Origin of the sequence: Prauserella salsuginis (assembly GCF_024648885.1) — a bacterium.
GTDB lineage: Bacteria > Actinomycetota > Actinomycetes > Mycobacteriales > Pseudonocardiaceae > Prauserella > Prauserella salsuginis.
On sequence record NZ_JANBBF010000013.1, the window covers coordinates 446,012 to 468,480 of the forward strand.

General features: G+C 70.1%; 19 protein-coding genes and 1 rRNA gene. 13 read left to right on the forward strand and 7 right to left on the reverse strand.

Annotated elements, in window-relative coordinates:
- Positions 1-92 precede the first annotated feature (92 nt).
- From LY40_RS22430 to LY40_RS22450, 5 genes are read left to right on the forward strand one after another with little or no spacing between them, the layout of a single operon-like run.
- Positions 93-1,187: an ABC transporter permease gene (locus LY40_RS22430; RefSeq protein WP_183779417.1), complete on the forward strand. Its 1,095-nt coding sequence runs from the start codon at positions 93-95 to the stop codon at positions 1,185-1,187.
- Positions 1,184-2,443 carry an ABC transporter permease gene (locus LY40_RS22435; RefSeq protein ID WP_372497709.1) on the forward strand — a complete coding sequence of 420 codons (1,260 nt, stop codon included), beginning with the start codon at positions 1,184-1,186 and terminating at the stop codon, positions 2,441-2,443. The genes LY40_RS22430 and LY40_RS22435 overlap by 4 nt, the downstream gene beginning before the upstream one ends.
- The gene (locus LY40_RS22440) at positions 2,440-2,832 is read left to right on the forward strand and encodes a cytidine deaminase (protein WP_258938043.1); all 393 of its coding nucleotides are present in this window, start codon (positions 2,440-2,442) and stop codon (positions 2,830-2,832) included. Before LY40_RS22435 ends, LY40_RS22440 begins: the two co-directional genes overlap by 4 nt.
- A 42-nt stretch (positions 2,833-2,874) precedes the next feature.
- Positions 2,875-3,591: a VOC family protein gene (locus LY40_RS22445; RefSeq protein WP_258938044.1), complete on the forward strand. Its 717-nt coding sequence runs from the start codon at positions 2,875-2,877 to the stop codon at positions 3,589-3,591.
- A 20-nt stretch (positions 3,592-3,611) separates the two neighbouring features.
- A complete protein-coding gene (locus tag LY40_RS22450; protein WP_258938045.1) occupies positions 3,612-4,907 on the forward strand; it encodes a thymidine phosphorylase in 1,296 nt (431 codons plus the stop codon).
- A 373-nt stretch (positions 4,908-5,280) separates the two neighbouring features.
- Here LY40_RS22450 and LY40_RS22455 read toward each other — a convergent pair whose 3' ends face one another.
- Positions 5,281-6,336, reverse strand: coding sequence for a PA containing protein (locus LY40_RS22455; protein WP_183779409.1), 1,056 nt, complete (start codon positions 6,334-6,336; stop codon positions 5,281-5,283).
- Between the two features lie 475 nt (positions 6,337-6,811).
- Between LY40_RS22455 and LY40_RS22460 the strand changes: the two genes are divergently transcribed.
- From LY40_RS22460 to LY40_RS22470, 3 genes are all read left to right on the forward strand, one after another.
- Entirely contained in the window at positions 6,812-7,906 is a 1,095-nt protein-coding gene (locus tag LY40_RS22460) for an adenosine deaminase (RefSeq protein WP_183779407.1), read from the forward strand.
- Between the two features lie 189 nt (positions 7,907-8,095).
- A complete protein-coding gene (locus LY40_RS22465) occupies positions 8,096-8,725 on the forward strand; it encodes an HAD family hydrolase (RefSeq protein ID WP_183779405.1) in 630 nt (209 codons plus the stop codon).
- Positions 8,726-8,779: 54 nt separating this feature from the next.
- Positions 8,780-10,060, forward strand: coding sequence for an MFS transporter (locus LY40_RS22470; RefSeq protein WP_183779403.1), 1,281 nt, complete (start codon positions 8,780-8,782; stop codon positions 10,058-10,060).
- Between the two features lie 130 nt (positions 10,061-10,190).
- On the opposite strand, the gene LY40_RS22475 is transcribed toward LY40_RS22470, so the two are convergent.
- Positions 10,191-11,453: a SatS C-terminal domain-containing protein gene (locus LY40_RS22475; RefSeq protein ID WP_183779401.1), complete on the reverse strand. Its 1,263-nt coding sequence runs from the start codon at positions 11,451-11,453 to the stop codon at positions 10,191-10,193.
- 144 nt (positions 11,454-11,597) lie between these two features.
- Between LY40_RS22475 and LY40_RS22480 the strand changes: the two genes are divergently transcribed.
- Complete coding sequence (locus LY40_RS22480; protein WP_258938046.1) at positions 11,598-14,117, forward strand: DEAD/DEAH box helicase; 2,520 nt, start codon at positions 11,598-11,600, stop codon at positions 14,115-14,117.
- Positions 14,118-14,464: 347 nt separating this feature from the next.
- Here the strand turns inward: LY40_RS22480 and LY40_RS22485 are convergent, their stop codons facing one another.
- Positions 14,465-15,337, reverse strand: a complete 873-nt coding sequence (locus LY40_RS22485) for a LysR family transcriptional regulator (RefSeq protein WP_258938047.1) — start codon at positions 15,335-15,337, stop codon at positions 14,465-14,467.
- 176 nt (positions 15,338-15,513) lie between these two features.
- On the opposite strand from LY40_RS22485, the gene LY40_RS22490 reads away from it, so the two are divergent.
- Positions 15,514-16,419: an EamA family transporter gene (locus tag LY40_RS22490; protein WP_308216678.1), complete on the forward strand. Its 906-nt coding sequence runs from the start codon at positions 15,514-15,516 to the stop codon at positions 16,417-16,419.
- Positions 16,416-17,051 carry an NAD(P)-dependent oxidoreductase gene (locus tag LY40_RS22495; RefSeq protein ID WP_183779395.1) on the forward strand — a complete coding sequence of 212 codons (636 nt, stop codon included), beginning with the start codon at positions 16,416-16,418 and terminating at the stop codon, positions 17,049-17,051. Before LY40_RS22490 ends, LY40_RS22495 begins: the two co-directional genes overlap by 4 nt.
- 19 nt (positions 17,052-17,070) lie before the next feature.
- Here the strand turns inward: LY40_RS22495 and LY40_RS22500 are convergent, their stop codons facing one another.
- From LY40_RS22500 to LY40_RS22515, 4 genes are all read right to left on the reverse strand, one after another.
- Positions 17,071-17,937, reverse strand: a complete 867-nt coding sequence (locus tag LY40_RS22500) for an aldehyde dehydrogenase family protein (RefSeq protein WP_183779393.1) — start codon at positions 17,935-17,937, stop codon at positions 17,071-17,073.
- Positions 17,930-19,363, reverse strand: a complete 1,434-nt coding sequence (locus tag LY40_RS22505) for an aldehyde dehydrogenase family protein (RefSeq protein ID WP_183779391.1) — start codon at positions 19,361-19,363, stop codon at positions 17,930-17,932. Before LY40_RS22505 ends, LY40_RS22500 begins: the two co-directional genes overlap by 8 nt.
- Before the next feature lie 4 nt (positions 19,364-19,367).
- Positions 19,368-20,321 (reverse strand): deoxyribose-phosphate aldolase, encoded by a 954-nt coding sequence (gene deoC / locus LY40_RS22510; protein WP_258938048.1) that lies wholly within the window; start codon positions 20,319-20,321, stop codon positions 19,368-19,370.
- 208 nt (positions 20,322-20,529) lie between these two features.
- Complete coding sequence (locus LY40_RS22515; RefSeq protein ID WP_183779387.1) at positions 20,530-21,222, reverse strand: DUF1707 SHOCT-like domain-containing protein; 693 nt, start codon at positions 21,220-21,222, stop codon at positions 20,530-20,532.
- An 82-nt stretch (positions 21,223-21,304) separates the two neighbouring features.
- Here LY40_RS22515 and upp point away from each other — a divergent pair, with 82 nt between their 5' ends.
- Both upp and LY40_RS22525 read left to right on the forward strand, forming a co-directional pair.
- On the forward strand, positions 21,305-21,928 hold the full coding sequence (upp, locus tag LY40_RS22520; protein ID WP_183779385.1) for a uracil phosphoribosyltransferase: 624 nt from the start codon (positions 21,305-21,307) through the stop codon (positions 21,926-21,928).
- Positions 21,929-22,331: 403 nt separating this feature from the next.
- Positions 22,332-22,469, forward strand: a 16S ribosomal RNA gene (locus tag LY40_RS22525); the annotation flags it as partial.

The following is a 22,469-nucleotide window of genomic DNA, read 5'->3' on the forward strand; positions in this document are numbered from 1 at the left end:
TTCGCGACGGCCGACCGGGTTGGGCCCCCGCTGCGGCATGCTTTTTCGCCGCAGCAGGGGAGGGTGCCCCGCAGGACAGGGGAGGATGCCGCATGATCAACTGGCGTACCGCGTTGCTGCCGCCTGCGCTCGCGATCATCTTCGCGATGCTGCTGTCGTCGGTGGCGCTGCTGATCTCCGGTGCGAACCCGCTCGAGGCGTTCGCGACGATGGGCGCGCAGCTGTTCCACGGCAACACGGCCGTCTCGACGGTCAACCTCGCGATCGTCTACTACCTGGCGGGTCTGGCCGCGGCGATCGGTTTCCAGATGAACGTGTTCAACATCGGCGTCGAGGGCCAGTACCGGTTCGCCGCGGTGGTCGCGGCGATCGTCGGTGCGTGGATGGAGCTGCCGCCGGTGCTGCACGTCATCGCGATCCTGGTGGTCGCGATGTTCTCCGGCGCGCTGTATGCCCTGCTGCCTGCGTTGTTGAAGGTCTACCGCGGCGTCAGCGAGGTCATCACGACGATCATGCTGAACTCGATCGTGTTCGGCATCGTCGCCTTCCTGATCAACCCGGAACAGTTCGGCGTGCTGCACGGCAACAACCTCTCCACCGCGGAGATCGCGCCGTCGGGCCGGATTCCGGGCATTCCGCTCGGGGAGGCGGGCACGCTGTTCGGCTTCATCGTCATCGCGGGCGCGCTTGGCTACGGCTACTGGTTCATGCTCACCCGCACGCGGTTCGGCTTCGAACTCAAGGCCAGCGGCGAGTCGAAGACGGCCGCAGCCGCGGGCGGGGTGAGCGCGAGGAAGATGACGCTGGCCGCGATGCTGCTCTCGGGAGCGGTCGCGGGTCTGGTCGCGATGCCGGAGCTGCTCGGCCGCGACTACGTGTACGCCATGACGGCCACGCAGGGCTACGGCTTCACGGGCCTGGCGGTCGCGCTGCTCGGCAGGAACCACCCGGCGGGCATCGCGTTCGGTGCGCTGCTGTGGGCGTTCCTCGACCGGTCGGCGGTCTCGCTCGAGTCGATCGGCATTCCCAGTGAGATCGCCACGATCATGCAGGGCACGATCGTCCTGTCCGTCGTGGTGGCGTACGAGATCGTCCGCCGCGCCGACCTCGCCGCCGAGCAGCGCCGGGTCGGCCGCGCCGGGCGGAACGGTCAGCCGGCGGGCGTCGCGGAAGGCGGTGCGGTGTGAGCACGGTGATGGAGAGGCCGGACCCGACGGCGACGACGGCCAGGCGCAGGCTTCCCGGCTGGGCACGCGGCGCACTGTGGGCGGTCGTGGCGATCGGCGTGCTGTCGACGGCGTCGTATCTGACGGACATGCCGATCCTGACCTCCAGCGACACCTCGCAGACGGCGTTGCGACTGGGGCTGCCGATCCTGCTCGCCGCGCTCGGCGGGCTGTGGGCCGAGCGCGCGGGCGTGATGAACATCGGCCTCGAGGGCATGATGATCCTCGGCACGTGGGGTTCGGCCTGGGGCGCCTACTACGGCGGCGTCTGGGTCGGACTCGCCGCGGGAATCCTGTTCGGACTGTTGGGCGGGTTGCTGCACGCGGTGGCGGTCGTGACGTTCAACGTCAACCACATCGTGTCCGGTGTGGCGATCAACCTGCTCGGACTCGGGGTCGCGAAGTACCTGGCGACCCTCGTGTTCGAACCGATCTCCGGCAACCCGCGTGAATCGCCGTCGGTGGAGAAGTTCGACACCTACTCGGCGACGTTCCTCTCGGACTGGCTCGGCGCCCTCGAGGACGAACAACGCGTGGTGCTGTCCGATGTGGCCGGTCTGCTGCGGGGTCTCGTGACGCACGTGTCGCCGCTGGCGATGATCGCACTGCTGCTCGTTCCGGCGAGCTACTTCATCCTGTGGCGCACGCGGTTCGGGCTGCGGCTGCGGTCGTGCGGCGAGAGCCCGGTGGCCGCCGAGTCGCTCGGCGTGAACGTCTACCTGCACAAGTACATCGCCGTCGCCGCGTCCGGCGGATTCGCCGGCATGGGCGGTGCGTCGCTGGTGCTGCTGCAGGGCGGCGCGGACTACCTGGAGAACCAGGTCAACGGCCGCGGCTACATCGGCCTCGCAGCGATGATCTTCGGTAACTACCGGCCGAGCGGCCTGCTCGGCGGTGCCGCGCTGTTCGGTTACGCCGACGGCCTGCAGCTGTCGGGTGGCGGTGCGGCGGTGCTGGCGCTCTGCTACGGCGCGGTGCTGCTGCTGGCGATCATCGTGGTGCTGCAGCTGATCCGGCGCCACTGGTGGGCCGCTGCGGGCGGCGTCGCCGGTGCGGTGGTGCTGTACTGGATCTACTGGACCAGCGACGAGCTGCCGAGCGACCTGATCCCGTACACGCCGCACTTCGTGACGATCATCGTGCTGGCCGTCGCGGCACAGCGGTTGCGGGTGCCCAAGGCGATCGGCAAACAGTACCGGCGAGGGGAAGACTCGTGACGGCTCCGGACTGGGAGTCGCTGCGCGCCGAGGCGGAGGCAGCGGCCGCGCTGGCGTACGCACCGTACTCGGGCCTGCACGTGGGGGTGGCCGGACTGGTGACCGACGGGCGCGTGGTGACCGGCTGCAACGTCGAGAACGCCTCCTACGGCGTCGGACTGTGCGCCGAATGCACCATGGCGGGCCAGTTGCGCCTGTCCGGCGGCGGGCGGCTGACGGCCGTGGCCTGCCGCGGCGGCTCGGGCGAGCTGCTCATGCCGTGCGGCCGGTGCAGGCAGATCCTGTACGAACTCGGCGGCCCGGAGTGCCTCCTCGACACCCCGAGCGGCATCCTGCCGATGTCGGCCGTGCTGCCGGACGCGTTCGGACCGACCGACCTGCCCACGTGAGACCCGCCGCAGGGCGGGCCCAGTGACCCGGAGGCCGCGCACATGCGCCTGGAAAACATCGTGTGGGACGCCCTCGACCCGCGGCGGCTCGGCGCGTTCTGGGCCGCGGCCCTCGACGCCGAGCCCCTGACGGATCGGCCGGACCTGTTCGAGGCGCGCGTTCAGCTGACCGACGAGGTCTTTCTGGACCTGTGTTTCCCGCAGGTGCCGGAGAAGTCGTCGTCGCCCCCGCGGCTCCACCCGGATCTGCGGGGCGTCCGGCAGGAGGAGGTCGTGGACCGTCTGCTCAAGCTGGGCGCGGCCCATGTCGACATCGGCCAGGGTGACGAGTCATGGGTCGTGCTGGCTGATCCGGAGGACAACGCGTTCTGCGTGATGGACGAGCGCGAGGTCTTCCGCGATTCCGGGCCGATCGCGGCGCTGCCGTTGGACAGCGCGGACCCCGACCGCGATGCCGAGTTCTGGGCGTCGATCACCGGTTGGGTGCCGTGTCAGGGGAGCGGACACATGCCGTCGCTGCGCCACCCCGCCGGTGTGGGGCCGCTGCTCGAACTGTGTCCCGAACCCGAACCGAAACGCGGCAAGAACGGGCTCCATCTCGACGTCCGCCGCGACGCAGGGGAGGCCGACGTGACCGACCGGCTCCTCGGCATGGGCGCGAGCCTGCTCGGTGGCGACGGTCTTCCCTGGCTGGTGTTCGCCGACCCTCCGGCAACGAGTTCTGCGTCCTCGACGCGTGAGCGCGCCGAGCGGACCTGATCGGACATAGGGTTGTCGTCATGTACGAACCGTTCGCCGCAGTCGACGTCATCCGCGCCAAACGCGACGGCCGGAACCTGACGCCGGAACAGATCGACTGGGTGATCGACGCCTACACGCGCGGCGTCGTCTCCGAGGAGCAGATGGCCGCGCTGGCGATGGCCGTCTACCTGCGCGGCATGGACACCGCCGAGACGGCGCGGTGGACCGGAGCGATGATCGACTCGGGGGAGCGGCTCGCCCTGCACGTCTCGCGCCCGACGGTCGACAAGCACTCCACCGGCGGCGTGGGCGACAAGATCACGCTGCCGCTGGCACCGCTCGTCGCCACGTGCGGTGCCGCGGTGCCGCAGTTGTCCGGCCGCGGGCTGGGACACACCGGCGGCACGCTCGACAAGCTCGAATCGATCCCCGGCTGGCGGGCGCAGCTGTCGGCGCACGCGATCGGAAAGCAGCTGGAGGACATCGGCGCCGTCGTCTGCGCCGCGACCGACACGCTCGCCCCCGCGGACCGGAAGCTGTACGCGCTGCGGGACGTCACGGCGACCGTCGAATCGGTGCCCCTCATCGCCAGCTCGATCATGAGCAAGAAGATCGCCGAAGGCGCGGGCGGCCTGGTGCTCGACGTGAAGGTCGGCTCGGGGGCGTTCATGGCGTCACTCGATGAGGCGCGGGTGCTGGCGAAGACACTCGTCGACATCGGCACTGCACACGGATTGCCCACGCGGGCGTTGCTGACCGACATGTCGACCCCGCTCGGCGCGGCCGTCGGCAACGCCGTCGAAGTGGCCGAGGCCGTCGACGTGCTCCGCGGCGACGGTCCCGACGACGTCGTGGCCCTGACGCTGGCGCTGGCACGCGAGATGCTGGCGCTCGCCGGACACGGCGACGTCGACCCCGGCCCGGTCCTCGCGTCGGGCGAGGCCTACGAGACGTGGTGCCGCATGATCAGCGCCCAGGGCGGCGACCCGGAGGCGCCGCTGCCGCAACCCGAGCACGTCCACGTCGTCGAAGCACCCGAGTCCGGCGTGCTGACGACGCTCGATGCCCGTGCCGTCGGCCTGGCGGCCTGGCGGCTCGGCGCGGGCCGGGTGCGTAAGGAGGACCCGGTGCAGGCAGCGGCAGGCGTGCGCTGCCTCGCCAAACCGGGGGAGCGGGTCGAGGCAGGCAGGCCGTTGCTCGAACTGCACACCGATACGCCCGACGCGGTGCCCGCAGCCCTCGCGGTGCTGGAAGGCGGCATCGAGGTGTCGGACGCGGCTCCTGAGAGTCCGCCGTGGCCGTCCACGACGGTCCTCGACACCGTCCGCTCGTAACGGAGGTTCGTGCCCGAGCGGGTCGCGCGTGTCTCCAGTGCAGTGCCCCCAAGGGCACCTTGGGGGCGTTGAACGCCCCGAATGTTCCCCTCATCGCCGGGCACCTCGGCACCGCCAAGCCCCCCGGAACCGCCAAGCCCCCCCGGAACCGCCAAGCCTCTCGCGACCGCACCACCCTCGCGACCGCACCCTCGCGACCGCACCCTCGCGACCGGACCCCTTCACGACCGCACCCCTTCACGGCCGCGCCGCTCACGACCGTTCCCCTCACCGACCGGGTCACTCGTGGTGGCCGGTGTGACCGTGCGGAACGTGAAAAGCCCCGGGCACCTGACCAGGTGTCCCGGGGCTTCTCACGCTGTGGCGCTGCCGCTCATTCCTCCGCGTCGGCGTCGGACGAGCCGTTGTTCTTGGTCTTGGCGTCCGCCTTCTGCCGGCTTCCGCCGTTGCGGCGACGCGGCTGCCGCGGCGCGGGCGGCTGCACCGCCACCGTCTGCTGCGCCGGACCGCCACCGAGCATCAGCTCCGCGAACGTGGCCATCGCCTCGTCCAGCTGGCCGCCGATGCGCCGCACCGACTCCTCGCTGTTCTTCTGCACGACGGCCTCGACGTCGTCGGCCTCGGGCTGCTTCGACAGCGTGCCTTCGACGCCCGCGAAGCCGGAGCGCACCGACCCGTCCAGGTCGCCCAGCCGCCCGGTGAGGTCGTCCTCGACCTTGTCGACCCGCGTGCCGAGGTCGTCGAGCTTGCTCGTGACCTGTTCGAGCTTGTCGGTGACCTTGTCGAGCCGCGCCGTCGGATCGATCGTCTCCGCCGCCTCGGTTACCGACGTCTTCACCGCGTCGGTGGAGTTGCTCAGCCGCTCCTTGTTGTCGGCGTCGAGCCGTTCGACGCGCTCCTTGAGGCCGGTCTCCAGGGTGTCGATGCGCTCGCGCACCGGGTTGCCGACCGTCGTCGGCATGGCCTCGAGCTTGTCGTCCTGCTTGTCGAGGTGCCCGCCGAGCTCGTCGATACGGCGGTGGATGTTCTCGAGCTTGTCCTCGAGCCCGTCCATCCGGCCCGCGACCGCCTCGAACTTCGCGGCCATGCTGTCGAGCCGCCCGTCCAGCTGCGCGAACGGCTTGGCGAGCTTGTCGACGACCGCCTCGATGTTCTTGCCCAGCTCGGCGATCGCGTTGTCCTGCGCCTCCATGCGGGTCATCGCCTCGTCGAGGCGCTCCGCGAGGACGCCGACCTCGGTACGGTCGGGCAGCTCACCCAGCCGCTTGCGCACCGCGCCGAGGGAGTCGATCGGGGCGAGCCGGGCGTAGATGTCGTCCAGCGCGTCGAAGATCTGCTGCTGTTCGCTCTCTCGGACTTCGGCCGCGCGCACGAGCATGTTGCGCATCCGGTCGAAGGACGGAGCTGCGAGTTGGTTGTCAGTCGTCACTGCGAGTCCTTCATCGGCGGGGAAAGGATGGGACGTGATCGGCAGCCTATCCATCCCCGAAATGGTGCGGCCAGCGCCCCCGGGAAATTGTGCGGACCCGGTGTGGCATATGCCGGTATACGGCGGCGCAACCGCGGGAATAACGAACGGGTCAACATATTGCCCGAAAGTTGACACGGCCCGTTCGCGCCACTGTGTCCGGGATGTCCGGTGCCTGCCGTGCCTGCCGTGTCGCTCGGCATTGCGGTGTGTGGGCCAGATGTCCGGGGGTCGGTGCTGGTGGGAGCGCGGTCGTCGGCGGGAGTGCGGTCGTCGGATGGGAGCGCGGTCGCCGGTGGGAGTGCGCGCGCCGGATGGGCGGGGCGTGCCTGGGGCACACTCCGCCTCCTCATGGTGTGGAATCGCCGGGATCCCGTGCCGGGTCTCGTCGGCGTGGAGCAGGGCGTGGCCGGATGCCGGCGAGTAGTGTCAGTACATGGACACCACAAGTGCCCCGAATTGGGAAGAACTACGGCAAGCCCCCAAGGTCCTCCTGCACGATCACCTCGACGGCGGATTGCGCCCGCGCACCGTCGTCGAGCTCGCCGACAGCACCGGTTACGACGGGCTTCCGACCACCGACGTCGACGAGCTCGGCCGCTGGTTCGCCGATGCCGCGGACTCCGGTTCGCTGGAGAAGTACCTGGAGACGTTCGCCCACACCTGCGGCGTCATGCAGACCGAGGACGCGCTGGCCAGGGTCGCCGCCGAAGCGGTGGAGGACCTGGCGGACGACGGTGTGGTCTACGCGGAGCTGCGCTACGCCCCCGAGCTGTTCGTCGAACGCGGTCTGTCACTCGATGCGGTGGTCAAGGCCGTCACGGACGGTGTCACGGAGGGTGAGCGGAAGGCGAAGGCCAAGGGCCACGGCATCCGGGCTCGGCAGCTGCTGTGTGCGATGCGCCAGCACGCCCGCGCCTCCGAGATCGCCGAGCTCACCATCCGGCACCGCGACACCGGCGTGGCCGGTTTCGACATCGCCGGACCGGAAGCCGGATATCCTCCGACGCGAAACCTCGACGCATTCGAGTACATGCGTTCCAACAACGGCCATTTCACCATTCACGCGGGTGAGGCTTTCGGGCTCGCCTCCATTTGGGAGGCGATTCAACATTGCGGGGCGGAAAGGCTCGGTCACGGCGTTCGGATCGCCGACGATCTGAAGATTTCCGCCGACGGTGAGGTGCAATTGGGCAGACTCGCCTCGTTCGTGCGCGACACCCGTATTCCGCTGGAGCTGTGCCCGTCGTCCAACGTTCAGACCGGTGCTGCACCATCGATCGCCGAGCATCCGTTCGGCCTGCTCGCGAAGCTGCGTTTCCGGGTCACGGTCAACACCGACAACCGGTTGATGAGTGGCTGCTCCATGTCGTCGGAGTTCGCCGCACTCGTCGATGCGTTCGGCTACGACTGGGCCGATCTCCAGTGGTTCACGATCAACGCGATGAAATCCGCGTTCATGGATTTCGACCAGCGGCTGGACGTGATCAACAACGTCATCAAGCCCGGATACGCCGAGCTGATGGCCTGATCCGCGCGACCGGGGCCCGGATGCCCGTATCGCGGCCGCCCCGTCCCACGGGCGGGGTCGCGTGGGTGGCCGGTGGGCACCCGACCCCGGCGCGCCCGTCCCGCGCAGTTTCTCGGCCGGATCCCGGATCCTCCCGTCGACGGAAACTCGTTCGGGTCGCCGCGGCTACTGCGGCTACAGTGCGTCGCGATGACGCGACTGCACTTGTTCGACATGGACGGGACCCTGATCCACGACTCGGCGGCTGCGATCGAGCTGTCGAAGCAGATCGGTGTCGAGCGCGAGATCGTTGAGCTGGAACGGGCCTTCGCCGACGGGCTGCTGAGCACCGGCGAGTTCGCGCGCCGCGCGCAGGCGCTGTGGGGTGAGCTGACCGAGGAGCACGTCTCCGCGGCGTTCGAGGGTGCGCCCTGGCTGGATGGCATCCGCGAGACGTGGGCGGGCATCCGCGCGCGGGGCGAGCACTGCGCCGTCATCTCGATCTCACCGAGCTTCTTCGTCCAGCGGCTGCTGCCGTGGGGTGCGCATGCGGCGCACGGCTCGCCGTGGCCCGCGGTGCCGTTCCGCGAACCCGTCGATCCCGAGCGCATCCACACGCCCGACTCCAAGGTGCGGATCGCCGACGAGCTGTGTGCGGCGTTCGGCGTCACCCGTGGCGACTGCGTGGCCTACGGCGATTCGTCCTCGGACGTGGCGCTGTTCGGTGTGGTGCCGGTCTCGGTGGCCGTCAACGCCGACCACCACGTCGGCGGCCTCGCCACCCACACCTACACGGGTCGTGATCTCCGCGAGGCCCATTCGCTCGCTTGTGACGGTTAGCCACGCGAACTAAAGTCCATCATTCAGGATGCTCGTCTTGAATGGTGGGAGTCGATGACGCGGGTGGGACCTCCGTCCGATGGCGGCGACAGCCGCGGTGCCGGCGACGGCAACCACGGCGATCAGGCCGGTGCCGTGGGAACCGATGCCACGACCGCCACGGGCCGCGGGGCCGGCTGGTTCCGCTGGCGGATCCTCGCGCTGGGACTGAGCGCCCAGACCGCGAGCTGCGCTTTCCTGTTCGGCATCCCGTTCCTGGTCCCGGCGATGCAGCAGGCCGAGAACCTCACGCTCAGCCAGGCCGGCACGGTGGTCGTCGCCCCGAGCATCGGGCTGCTGCTCACGCTGATCCTCTGGGGAGCCGCCGCCGACCGTTATGGCGAACGGCTCGTCATGGCGCTCGGCCTCGGCGCCTCCGGCGTGCTGTTGCTCGCGGTGGGCTTCACGGCCCCGTCCCTACCGGTGCTGTTCGCGCTACTGGTCGCTGCGGGCGCCTGCACCGCCTCCGTCAACGCCGCCAGCGGCCGGGTCGTCATGGGCTGGTTCTCCGCCGACGAGCGCGGCGTCGCGATGGGCATCCGGCAGACCGCGCAGCCGATCGGCGTCGGCATCGCCGCGCTGTCGCTGCCGGCGCTGGCCGAGCAGGGCGGGTACCGCGGAGCCATGTTGCTGCCTGCGGTGCTCGCCCTGGTCGTCGCGATGCTCGTCGCATGGCTCGTGGTCGACCCGCCGCGGCCAGAATCCGACCCCACGCGTCCCGACCGCCCGCGATCGCCGTACCGAGGCCCGACGCTGTGGCGGGTGCACGGCGCCAGTGCGCTGCTGGTCGTACCGCAGTTCGCCGTGTCGGCGTTCGCGCCCGTCTACCTCGTGACGATGCACGACTGGAGCGCGCTCGCCGCCGGAGCGTTCCTCGCCGTCGGCCAGGGCCTCGGTGCGCTGGGCAGACTCGTCGCCGGGTACTGGTCGGACCGGGTGCACAGCCGCCTCCGTCCGATGCGGACACTGGCGCTGGCCAGCGCGATGGTGATGCTGCTACTGGCGGGTGGGGACGCCACGTGGTCGTGGCTCGCGGTCGGCGCGCTCACGCTGGCAGCCGTCGTCACCGTGAGCGACAACGGCCTCGGCTTCACCGCGTCGGCCGAACTCGCAGGACTCAGCTGGGCGGGCCGCGCGATGGGCGTCCAGAACACGACGCAGAACCTCGCCGCCGTGCTGACGCCCCCGCTGCTCGGCCTCGTGATCGGCGACGGCAGCTACGCGCTGGGCTTCTGCGTCGCGGCGATCTTCCCCGTGCTGGCGATCTGGCTCACCCCGGTGCGCAGCGAACGGTGACGTCATCCCGGAGGTGACCGCGGGAGGTCGTTGGTGCGACCACCGCCCTTGAAGGGCACTCTTGCGTGTGGCTGCATTCGGTGCCCCAAGGTGCCCTTCGGGGCATCGCTGCTACTACGGCGCCGCGGGGTCAGTTCACGTGGAGGCGGTCCTCGAAGTCGTCGACCAGACCGCGCCAGGTCTTCTGCTCGTCGTCGAACGGGCCGCTCGGCGCGAGCCGCGTGGGGTCGGGCTTGAGGATGTACGACACGAGCCAGCCGAGTCGCTCCGACGTCGCGAGCGCTTCGCCGACGCTGTCGTCACCGGACCAGTCGGCGGCGTCGGTGAGCAGTTCGACGGCCAGTTCGAGCTGGTTGGGGTCGACCGCGTCGGGGCCTTCGCCGAGGTCGGAGTCCAGCGAGGCCAGCACATAGGTGTTGGCCGCCTCGACCTCGACCTCCAGCTCGCCGCCCGTGGCCGCGGTCAGCACGTCGTCCCACGTGGACACGTCGGCCAGTTCGCTGTCGGCGAGCTCGCCCGGCTCGGCGAGTTTGCGGGCCAGCGCCTTCGACGAGGTGAAGACCTCGATGGTGCCGTTCGAACCGAGGAAGACCGGATCGTCGTCGAGGTAGCACCGCAGCGTGTAGTACTCACGGCTCGAGGTGACGATCTTGATCGGGTCGATGCCGACCTCGCCCCAGAAGCCGAGCTCCTCCTCGTCGTCGCCGTCCTCGTCGTCGGTGTCGGAACCGCTCACCGGGTCGATCTCCTCGGCCTCGGAGTCCACTCCCGCCTCGGACTCGGCGGACTCCTCGTGGAACGCGGCGAGTTCCTCGGCCGTGGTCTCGAGCGTCGCGGCGTCGACCTCCGGCACGGTCACGAGATCGTCGACCGCGTCGAGGATCGTGTCCCACTTCTCGGACACCGTCTCCGACAGGTCGGTCCACAGCTTGCCGCCCTCACGGCCGCTGAACGGCAGCGTGCCCTGGTCGAGCAGCGAGAAGCCCTCGCAGCTGTCGAGGACCTCGTGCACCTCGTCGAGCTCGCACACGTCGGCGAGCGAGCGCACGATGCCCACGATCTCCGCGAGTTCGGACAGCGTCCACGAATCGGGCGTCTCGGCCACCATCTCCGGCACGCCGACCAGGTCGTACGAGTGGTCGTCGTCCGGGATCAGCTCGGGCGCGTTCAGCGCGGGCACGGTGCGCCATGCCGGGTGGTCGATCAGGTCGTGCTGCTCGGCCGTGCGCACGTAGGCGGCGAGGTGCGCGGCGTCGGGGAAGGCGTACAGGTCCTCCTCATCGCCGAGGAAGGCTTCCCACTCCTCGCCGTCCTCCCGCCAGCGCGGGGCCCACAGGGTGACCAGGTCGCCCTGCGGCAGCCCGAGTTCGATCGGGATGATGTCCTGTGCCATTACTTCCTCCGCCACACACCTGATGCGCCCAGCTCGGCGGGGGATTCACTCCGCCGGGGCGCGCCTCGAAGCGTACGGGTTCCGCCCGGTTCCCGCGATCACCCCTCACCGGCCGAAAGTCGCGATGACACCATCTAGGTCACGATGACTGACTCCCTTGCCGACCGCCTACCCGGCGACTCCGACCCGGACACGCTGTTCGAGGCCTTCACCGACTGGACACTCGAGCGCGGTATCGAGCTGTATCCGGCGCAGGAGGAAGCGCTCATCGAGGCGGTTTCGGGCTCGAACGTCATCCTCTCGACGCCGACGGGGTCGGGTAAGAGCCTGGTCGCGGTGGGGTCGCACTTCGCGGCGCTGGCAGATGGCCGCCGGAGCTACTACACGGCGCCGATCAAGGCGTTGGTGTCGGAGAAGTTCTTCTCGCTCGTCGAGACCTTCGGTGCGGACAACGTCGGCATGGTGACCGGTGACTCCTCGGTGAACCCGGACGCGCCGATCATCTGCTGCACCGCGGAGATCCTCGCCAACATCGCACTGCGCGACGGATCCGACGCCGATGTGGGCCAGGTCGTCGCCGACGAGTTCCACTTCTACGCCGAACCGGACCGCGGCTGGGCCTGGCAGGTGCCGCTGATCGAACTGCCGCAGGCACAGTTCGTGCTCATGTCGGCCACGCTGGGCGACGTCTCGTTCTTCGAGAAGGACCTGACGCGGCGCACCGGCCGGTCGACCGCCGTGGTCACGTCGGCGCAGCGGCCCGTGCCGCTGACGTTCCGTTACGCGATGACGCCGATGCACGAGACGGTCACCGAGCTGCTGTCCGGCGGGCAGGCGCCGATCTACATCGTGCACTTCTCGCAGGCCGCGGCCGTGGAGAGCGCGCAGGCCCTGGTGAGCATCAACGTCACGACCCGCGGGGAGAAGGACGCCATCGCCGAGGCGATCGGCGATTTCCGGTTCTCGGCCGGGTTCGGCAAGACGCTGTCCCGGCTCGTGCGTGCGGGCATCGGCGTGCACCACGCGGGGATGCTGCCCAAGTACCGGCGCCTGGTCGAACAGCTCGCGCAGGCCGGCCTGCTGAAGCTGATCTGCGGCACGGACACCCTCGGCGTCGGCATCAACGTGCCCATCCGCACCGTCGTGCTGTCGGCGCTGACCAAGTTCGACGGCACCCGCCAGCGGCACCTGAAGGCACGCGAGTTCCACCAGATCGCGGGCAGAGCGGGCCGCGCCGGCTACGACACCGACGGCTACGTCGTCGCACAGGCCCCCGATCACGTCATCGAGAACGCCAAGGCCCTGGAGAAGGCGGGTGACGACGCCAAGAAGAAGCGCAAGATCACGCGCAAGAAGGCGCCGGAGGGCTTCGTCAACTGGACGGAGACGACGTTCGAGAAACTCATCGCCGCCGAGCCGGAGCCGCTGACGTCGAGCTTCACGGTGACGCACTCGATGCTGCTCAACGTCATCTCGAGGCCCGGCGACGCACTGGCCCACATGCGGCACCTGCTCGAGGACAATCACGAGGACAGGGCCGCGCAGCGCAGGCACATCCTGCGGGCGATCGCGATCTTCCGCGCACTGCTGGCCGCGGGGGTCGTCGAACGGCTCGACACCCCCGACGCCGACGGCCGCCGCGTGCGGCTGACCGTGGATCTGCAGTTCGACTTCGCGCTCAACCAGCCGCTGTCGCCGCTGGCGCTCGCCGCGATCGAACTGCTCGACGAGGAGTCGCCCAGCTACGCGCTCGACGTCGTGTCCATCATCGAGTCCACGGTGGACGATCCGAAGCAGATCCTGTCGCAGCAGCGGTTCAAGGCGCGCGGTGAGGCCGTCGCCGAGATGAAGGCCCAGGGGATCGAGTACGACGAGCGGATGGACCTGCTCGAAGAGGTCGATTATCCGAAGCCGCTGACCGAACTGCTCGAGGCGGCGTACGCCACGTACCGGCAGGGCCATCCGTGGGTCGCCGACTACGCGTTGTCGCCGAAGTCGGTCGTGCGCGACATGTACGAGCGCGCGATGAACTTCGTCGAGTACATCGGGCACTACAACCTCGCCCGCTCCGAAGGCGTCCTGCTGCGCTACCTCGCCGACGCCTACGACACGCTGCGCCGCACGGTTCCCGACGATGCGAAGACCGAACCGCTGAGCGACCTCATCGAATGGCTCGGCGAACTCGTGCGCCAGGTCGACTCGAGCCTGCTGGACGAGTGGGAGGCGCTGCGGCACCCGGACGAGGAGGTCGCCGCGAGCCATCCGGAACGGTCGTTGCCCGAGGGACCGCCGCCGGTCACCCGCAACGAACGGGCCTTCCGCGTGCTCGTGCGCAACGAGATGTTCCGCCGGGTCGAACTCGCCGCGCGCGAGGCCTACGACGCACTCGGCGAACTGGACGACGGCTGGGACGCCGACGACTGGGCCGACGCGCTCGACGAGTACTTCGAGGAGTACGACGAGCTCCGCACCGGCCCCGACGCGCGCGGCCCCGCGATGCTGATCATCGACCAGCAACCGGGGATCTGGAAGGTGCGGCAGATCTTCGACGACCCCGAGGGTGACCGGGACTGGGGCATCAGCGCCCAGATCGATCTCGACGCTTCCGACGAGACGGGCGCCCCGGTGCTCCGCATCACCGACGTAGGCCCGCTCTCCGGCTGACCCCCAGGCCGTGTTGCGCCCTCCGGGGCCCGTGTTGCGTTTTCCAGGGGCCGTGTTGTGGCCTCCAGGGATCGTGTTGCGGATTCCGGGACCGCGCCGGTTCCCGGCCGACGTCCGGCTTCCCCGTGCCGCCCGTGATCACCCGCACCGTGCGCGGTCCTGCTCGGCCCGTGGTGCGGGCTCCGGGATGTGCCGCATCGCCGGCCCGGATCCACGGCCGGAGGACGCGCATCGCCGGTCCGCCCGTCGAGGCACCGCCGGTCCGCCCTTCGGGGGTGCAGGTCCCCGAGCGGTGCCCGTTCGTCGCCACCGCGACCCGGCGTCGCTGTCCACGGCGGCGGCGGGCGTCAGGTCTGCACCGCCAGCTCGGCCAGGAACGCCGTCGCGGCGGGTGTGGGGTTGAAGTCGCTCCACATCAGATACTCGGTGCGGCTCGGACCGTCGACGACCGGCAGGCTCGACAGTTCGGCGCGCTCCGGAACGACCCCGGTGGGCAGGAGCGCGACGGCGAGGCCGTTGCCGACGAGGTCGACGATGAGGGCGGCGTCGGTCGCCTCGAACGCCACTCGGCGGGTGAGGTCGGCGGCGGTGAACGCGTTGTCGCTCTGCGCGCGGCCCGCGCTCCCGGTGGGGAAGTCGGCGAACGCCTCGTCGGCAAGGTCCCTGAGGTGAACGCGACGGCGGCCCGCGATCGGGTGGTCGCGCGGAACGACGGCGACGAGCCGCTCCCTGGCGAGGCGCCGATAACGACCGCCCCGGGGTTCGGCGGTGTCGGGCAGGCCGAGGAACGCGACGTCGACCTCGCCGGTGCGGACGGCCGCGGCGAGGTCGTCGCTGTTGCCGGTGCGTGAGGTCACGACCACGTGCGGGTGCCGGCGGCAGAACCGCCGCAACGCGCCGGGCAGATCGACGGCGGTCAGCGTCGGAATGGTGCCGAGTGTCAGGTGTCCGCGGATCTCACCCGCCGCGGCTGCGGCGTCCTGGGCCGCACGCTCGGCCGAGTTCACGGCGGCGCGGGCTGCGGGCAGGAACGCGGCACCGGCGTCGGTGAGTTCGACGCGGCGGCTGGTTCTGGCGAACAGGCGAACGCCCAGTTCGTTCTCCAGCGCTTTGACCTGGTGGCTCAGTGACGACTGGACGACGAAACACCGTTGCGCGGCGCGGGTGAAGCTCATGGTGTCGGCCACGGCGAGGACGTACCGCAGCTGCTGCAGTTCCATCGATCCATGGTCACATCCGATCGCTGCGATGAAAACGATGTGTTGGACTCATCGACGCGGTGGCCTCGATGCTGGACGGGTGATGACCGGAATCCCCGTTCCCGCGGCACACGGCCGCGTGGCGCTCACTGCCCTGACAGCGCTCGCCCCCCGCCGTGTGGGGCACGACCTACGTCGTGACGACACAGCTCCTGCCACCGGGACACCCGCTGTTCGCTGCGCTCGTGCGGGCGCTGCCCGCCGGGCTGGCGGCGATGCTCCTCACGCGCAAGTTCCCTCGCGGGGAGTGGCTGTGGAAGGCCGCGGTGCTCGGCACCCTGAACATCGGTGCGTTCTTCCCGTTGCTGTTCCTCGCCGCCGAACGGTTGCCCGGTGGTGTCGCCGCCACCCTGGGCGCGACCCAGCCGATCATCGTGGCGCTGGCCGTAGTCGGTGTGCTGGGGCAGCGGCTGTCGCTCCCGCGCCTGGGCTGGGGCGTGGTGGGCGTGTCCGGGGTGGCGCTCGTCGTGCTCGGCCCGGAGGCCGCGCTGGACCCACTCGGCAGCGCGGCAGGACTCGGCGGCGCCGTGTCGATGGCCCTCGGTGTCACGCTCACCAAACGATGGGGACGTCCCGAGGGAGTGGGCGCGCTGTCCTTCGCCGGGTGGCAGTTGGCTGCCGGCGGGTTCGTGCTGCTCGTTCCGGCACTGGTGATCGAAGGCGTTCCCGGCCGGATCGACGTGGCGGGTGTCGCCGGCTACGCGTGGCTCGGCATCGTCGGCGGGCTGCTGGCCTACACCGTCTGGTTCAACGGCCTGCGCAGACTGCCCGTGACCGCCACCGCGCTGCTCGGCCTGCTGTCACCGCTGGTGGCGGCCACACTCGGAGTGCTCGTGCTGGGCGAGGTGCTCAGCGTCGTGCAACTCGGTGGCTTCGCGCTGGCGCTCACCGCGATGGTCGCGGGCCAGACCACCCGGTCCGAGCCGCGAAGCACCGCATCACCGGCCGCGGATCCCGCCGGCACCCTGTCCGCCACCACCACCGGCGCCATCACGACAGCCGACACCGGCCGCGACGACGTCCGACTGCGAGGTGTCTCATGAACCTGACGATCATCGGTGCGACCGGCATGGTCGGCACCCGCCTCACCGCCGAAGCGCTGAACCGCGGACATCGCGTCACGGCGGCCTCCCGCAGGCCGCAGCCGTCGGAGCGGGCAGGCGTTTCGACGTCGACCGTCGACGTCGACACCGGGCGGAATCTCCGGGCCACGGTCGCCGGGGCCGACGCCGTCGTCCTGACCGTCCGCGCGGCCGCGGGCGAGGAGGACCTGCTCGCCCCTGCCACGACGCGAGTGCTCGACGCCGCCGCGGACGCCGGCACGCCGCTGCTCGTCATCGGCGGTGCGGGGCCGCTGCGGTCGCCTGCCGACCCGGGCCGGATCGTCGCCGCCGACCCGGCACACGTACCGGACGCGTGGCGCAGCCTCGCCGAGGCGAGCACCGCGCAGCTGCACGCCTGCCAGGCTCACCCGACGCCGACGTGGACGTACCTCAGCCCGCCCGCGGTCCTCGAACCCGGCGAACGCACCGGCAGCTACCGCCGCGGCACCACCACGCTCCTCATCGGACGTGACGGCACGTCCCGCATCAGCGCCGAGGACCTCGCCGTCGCCGCGCTGGACGAGCTCGAGAACCCGGGCACCGACCGGCACTTCACCGTCGCCGCGCCCTAGCCGGGAGTCGGGAGCCGGCTCACGTGCCCTTCGGATGCCAGACGGTCTTGGCCTCGAGGTAGTGCCGGAGGCGGGACATGTCGGGACGCCGGGTCCAGTCGGGTTCGTCCCCGGGCACCGTCAGCACCCGCTTCACGGTGGCCGACGCCTGCTGCGCGACGTCGATCCGTGCCTCGGGGCTCGCGCCGGTCGGGTCGATCGCGTTGACGTCGGCGTGCGAGGCGAGCCAGGGGCCGAGCTCGTCGGCGCGCCCGGTCAGCACGTTGACGACACCGCCGGGGACGTCGGACGTCGCGAGCACCTCGGACAGCGTGATCGCGGGCAGCGGCCGGTCGGCGCTGCTGACCACGACCGCGGTGCAGCCCGTCGCCACCACGGGCGCGAGCACGCTGACCAGCCCGAGCAGCGACGACGACTGCGGCGCCAGCACCCCGACGACGCCGGTCGGCTCCGGAACCGTGAACGAGAAGTACGGCCCGGCCACGGGGTTGGCCGCGCCCAGCACGGTCGCGATCTTGTCGGTCCACCCGGCGTACCACACCCACCGGTCGACGGCTGCGTCCACGACGGACGAGGCCGCCGCGGCGGACACGCCCTCGCAGGCCGACACCTCGGCGGCGAACTGCTCCCGCCTGCCTTCGAGCATCTCGGCGACGCGGTAGAGCACCTGGCCGCGGTTGTAGGCGGTCGCGCCCGACCACCCGCCGAACGCCTTCCGCGCGGCCGACACCGCGTCACGCACGTCCTTGCGCGAGGCGTGCGAGGCGTTGGCCAGGAACCCGCCCGCGGAGTCGGTCACCGGGTATGTCCGCCCGGATTCGGAGCGCGGGAACTTCCCGTCGATGTAGAGCTTGTACGTCTTCGCGACGCTCACCCGGTCAGACATGCAGGTACGCCTCCAGTCCGGTGCGACCGCCCTCGCGGCCGAAACCCGACTCCTGGTAGCCGCCGAACGGAGCGGCGGGGTCGAAGCGGTTGAACGTGTTGGCCCAGACCACGCCGGCGCGCATCCGGTCGGCCAGCCACAGGATGCGCGATCCCTTCTCGGTCCACAGGCCCGCCGACAGGCCGTACGGCGTGTTGTTGGCCTTCGTCACGGCCTCGTCCGGGGTGCGGAACGTCAGCACCGACAGCACGGGCCCGAAGATCTCCTCGCGCGCGACCCGCATCGACTGCTCGACGCCGGACAGCACCGTCGGGGCGAAGAAGAAGCCGCGCTCGGGCAGCTCGCACGGGCTGGTCCAGCGCTGCGCACCCTCGTCCTCGCCGGACGCGGTCAGCTCGCGGATCTTCGCCAGCTGCTCGGCGGAGTTGATCGCGCCGATGTCGGTGTTCTTGTCGAGCGGATCGCCGAGCCGCAACGTCGACATCCGCGCGCGCAGCTTGCCCAGCAGCTCGTCGGCCACCGACTCCTGCACCAACAGGCGCGAACCCGCGCAGCAGACGTGTCCCTGGTTGAAGAAGATCCCGCCCACGATGCCTTCGACGGCCTGGTCGAGCGGGGCGTCGTCGAACACGACGTTGGCCGCCTTGCCGCCGAGTTCCAGGGTCAGCCGCTTGGGCGTGCCCGCCACCGCGTGCTGGATCTCCTTGCCCACGGCGGTCGAGCCGGTGAACGCGATCTTGTCGATGCCGGGGTGGCGCACCAGCAGCGAACCGACGTCGCCCGCACCCGGCACGATGTTGACCACGCCCGCCGGCAGACCCGCCTGCCGGCAGATCTCGGCGAACACCAGTGCGCTCAGCGGCGTGGTCTCTGCGGGTTTGAGCACCACCGTGTTGCCGGTGGCGAGCGCCGGTGCGATCTTCCACGCCAGCATGAGCAGCGGGAAGTTCCACGGGATGATCTGCCCCGCGACGCCCAGCGGCTTCGGATCGGGCCCGTAGCCCGCGTAGTCCAGCTTGTCCGCCCAGCCCGCGTGGTAGAAGAAGTGCGCCGCGGCCGTCGGGAGGTCGGAGTCGCGTGACTCCTTGATCGGCTTGCCGTTGTCCAGCGTCTCCAGTACGGCCAGTTCGCGTGCGCGTTCCTGGAGCAGCCGGGCGATGCGGAACAGGTACTTGGCACGTTCGGCGCCCGGCATCGGTCCCCATACCTGCTCGAACGCCCGCCGCGCCGCTCGCACCGCGGCGTCCACATCGGACTCGGATGCGGTACCGACCTCCGCCAGGATCTCCTCGGTCGCCGGGTTGACCGACTTCAGCGGATCGCCGCCGCCGTCGACGAACTCGCCGTCGATGAACGGCCGGTAGTTCGGTTGCAGATTCGCCAGGTCGCGCGATTCGGGCGCGGGCGCGTATTCCCACACGCTCATCGGATCAATCCACCGCCACGTAGTCGGGGCCACTGTAGTGACCGTCGTGCTGGGTGCGCCGCTGCAGCAACAGGTCGTTCAGCAGGCTGGAAGCGCCGAACCGGAACAGCTCCGGCGTCAGCCATTCCTCGCCGGCCACCTCGTGCACGGCGACGAGATACCTGAGGGCATCCTTTGTGGACCGGATACCGCCCGCGGGCTTGACGCCGCGCAGCTGCCCCGTCGCGTCGTACCAGTCGCGGACGGCCTGCAGCATCACGTGCGTCACCGGCAGGGTCGCCGCGGGGGAGACCTTGCCCGTCGACGTCTTGATGAAGTCGCCGCCCGCCAGCAGGCCGAGCCAGGATGCCCGCCGCACGTTGTCGTAGGTCGCCAGCTCGCCGGTCTCGAGGATCACCTTCAGGTGCGCGTCTCCGCAGGCCTGCTTGACCGCGCGGATCTCGTCGAACACGTAGCCGTACCGGCCTTCGAGGAACGCCCCGCGATCGATCACCATGTCGACCTCGGTCGCGCCCGCCTCGACGGCCAGCCGCACGTCGGCCAGCTTCACCTCGCGGCTCGACCGGCCGGAGGGAAACGCCGTCGCCACGCTCGCCACGCCGATGCCCGTACCCGCCAGGGCCTCGACCGCCGTCGCCGCCATGTCCGGATACACGCACACGGCCGCCACGGCGGGAGTGCCCGGCCGGTCGGGATCGGGCCTGCGTGCCTTCGCCGCCAGCGAACGCACCTTGCCACGGGTGTCGGCGCCCTCGAGCGTGGTCAGGTCGACCATCGAGATCGCGGTGTCGATCGCCCAGAGCTTCGCGGTCTTCTTGATGCTGCGGGTGCCGAGGCTCGCGGCCCTGGCCTCCACGCCGACCTGATCGACTCCGGGCAAACCCTGCAGAAACCGGCGGAGGCTCGTCTCGTCGCGGGTGGCGTCGGCGAGCTCTGCCGGCGAACTAGCTGTTGCCATGCCCGTGAGCGTAGCTGTCGACCGGCGCCGCCGGGTCCCAGTCGGCCATGCCGGCGGCACGCTCCGTCAGGGGCCGGCTCCGGCCGTCGATCCGCCTCCGCCACGCGGTCCGGCCACGCCGTGGCTCCGGCTCGACTCGCTCGGGCGGGTGGTTCGGCCGTGACTCGTGCCCGGTCGGGTCGCGCCCGGGTCCTGCCGCCGGGTACGGCTATTCGAGCCGCCTGTCGCCGCCGCCCTCCACCTTCTTCCGCCGCGGCATTCGGCGCACCTCGACGCCCGCCCAGAAGGCCAGTCCGTTCACGGTCACCACCGGCGCGCCCTCCGGCACCTCGTCCTCGGGCCGCGGGTCCTTCTTCTCGACCTGTTCGAACGCGCCCATCACGCCGATGCCGGTCACCCGCACATGGACGTCGTCCGGCACGATCACGTCGATCCCGGCCATGATCGCCACCGCGGTGATCGTCACCTCGCGTTCGGCGAACCGAGCCTCGCGCAGATCGATCTCGACCCCACCCCAGAACGCGAAGCTGTTGTGCTGCCGGGGCACCACCCAGCTGCCCTTGCGGTCGGTGCCGGACATGATCGCGATCGACGTCGCGGACCCGGGCGTGCCGCCGATCCGGCTCTCCGGAGCGCGGGGAGACACCGGCGCGGGCGGTTGCGGCGACGAGGTGACCGGCGAGACGGCTCCGGGGAGGTCGGCCAGCACCGGCTCGAGCTCGCCGAGCGTCTTCGCCGCGTACACGATGCCGAGCCGCTGCTCGAGCTCGGCCATCGTGATCCGGCCGTCGCCCATGGCCGTGTGCAACTGCTGCGCGACCCGTTCCCGGTCGGCGTCCGAGGCGCGCAGTTGCGCCGGCTCGATGCGATGGGGCTCGGCTGGCCCGGGGTCCTCGGTCATGTTCGGTCACCTTAGTGGCACGACCCGCCGTTTTCCCCACTTTCGCCGGGCCCGCGCGACCCTCGTCGTTACGCTGACGCTCATGGACGTCCAGGTCGTCGAACACCCACTGGCCCGCGCGCGCCTGTCCACCATGCGCGACGCCCGTACCGACAGCGCGGCCTTCCGCGCCGCGCTCCACGAGCTGACGGTGATGCTCGTCTACGAAGCGATGCGCGAGGCACCGCTCGTCATCGACCGCATCCACACGCCCGTCGCGCGCACCGACGGATACCGGTTGGAGTCGCCGCCGTTGCTCGTGCCGGTGCTGCGGGCGGGGCTGGGGATGGCGGACCAGGCGCACAAGCTGATCCCGGACGCGCAAATGGGGTTCGTCGGCCTGGCGCGCGACGAGGAGACGCTCCTGCCGACGCCCTATATGGAGTCGCTGCCGGAATCGCTCGCGGGCAGGCCCGTGTTCGTCCTCGACCCGATGCTCGCCACGGGCGGCTCGATGGAGCACACGATCCGCATGCTCACCGATCGCGGGGCCACGGACGTGACGGCGGTGTGCGCGCTCGCGGCGCCCGAAGGTCTGGAACACGTCCGGAAGGCCGACCTTCCCGTGCGCGTCGTGACGGCCTCGGTGGACGAGCGGTTGAACGAATCGGGCTTCATCGTGCCGGGCCTCGGCGACGCCGGCGACCGTCAGTACGGGTCCGTCTGAGCCGTGATCAACTCCTGACCTGCGGTTTCGCAAAAAGGGGACCCCCCTGTTTCAGGGGGTATTCGAGCCGTGTAATGTTCTCTTTGTCGCCAGGGAGACCGGGCAGACGGAAGCCGAAAGGCCAAGTCGGAAGCCCCGGGTTACCAGGCAGGGGAGAGATCCCCAGGGTGGCGCTCTGCCCCAAACTCGGATCTGATAGATTCAAGTGGGGCTCGACGCAGCCCTGACGATATAACCAACTGCGTGTTGTTTGAGAACTCAACAGTGTGTTTGTGAGCTTTGTTTTGTTGCTTTGTGCCCCTTTTTTTGGGGTTTCTTTGAGCTAGCGCAGGGCCATGGTTGATCACGGTTTGTGGTTGGTTGTGGTTGTGTGTTTTTTGCTTGGATTTGATTTTTCAATGCATTGTTGGAGAGTTTGATCCTGGCTCAGGACGAACGCTGGCGGCGTGCTTAACACATGCAAGTCGTACGCTGAAGCCCGCGCTTGCGTGGGTGGATGAGTGGCGAACGGGTGAGTAACACGTGGGTAATCTGCCTTGTA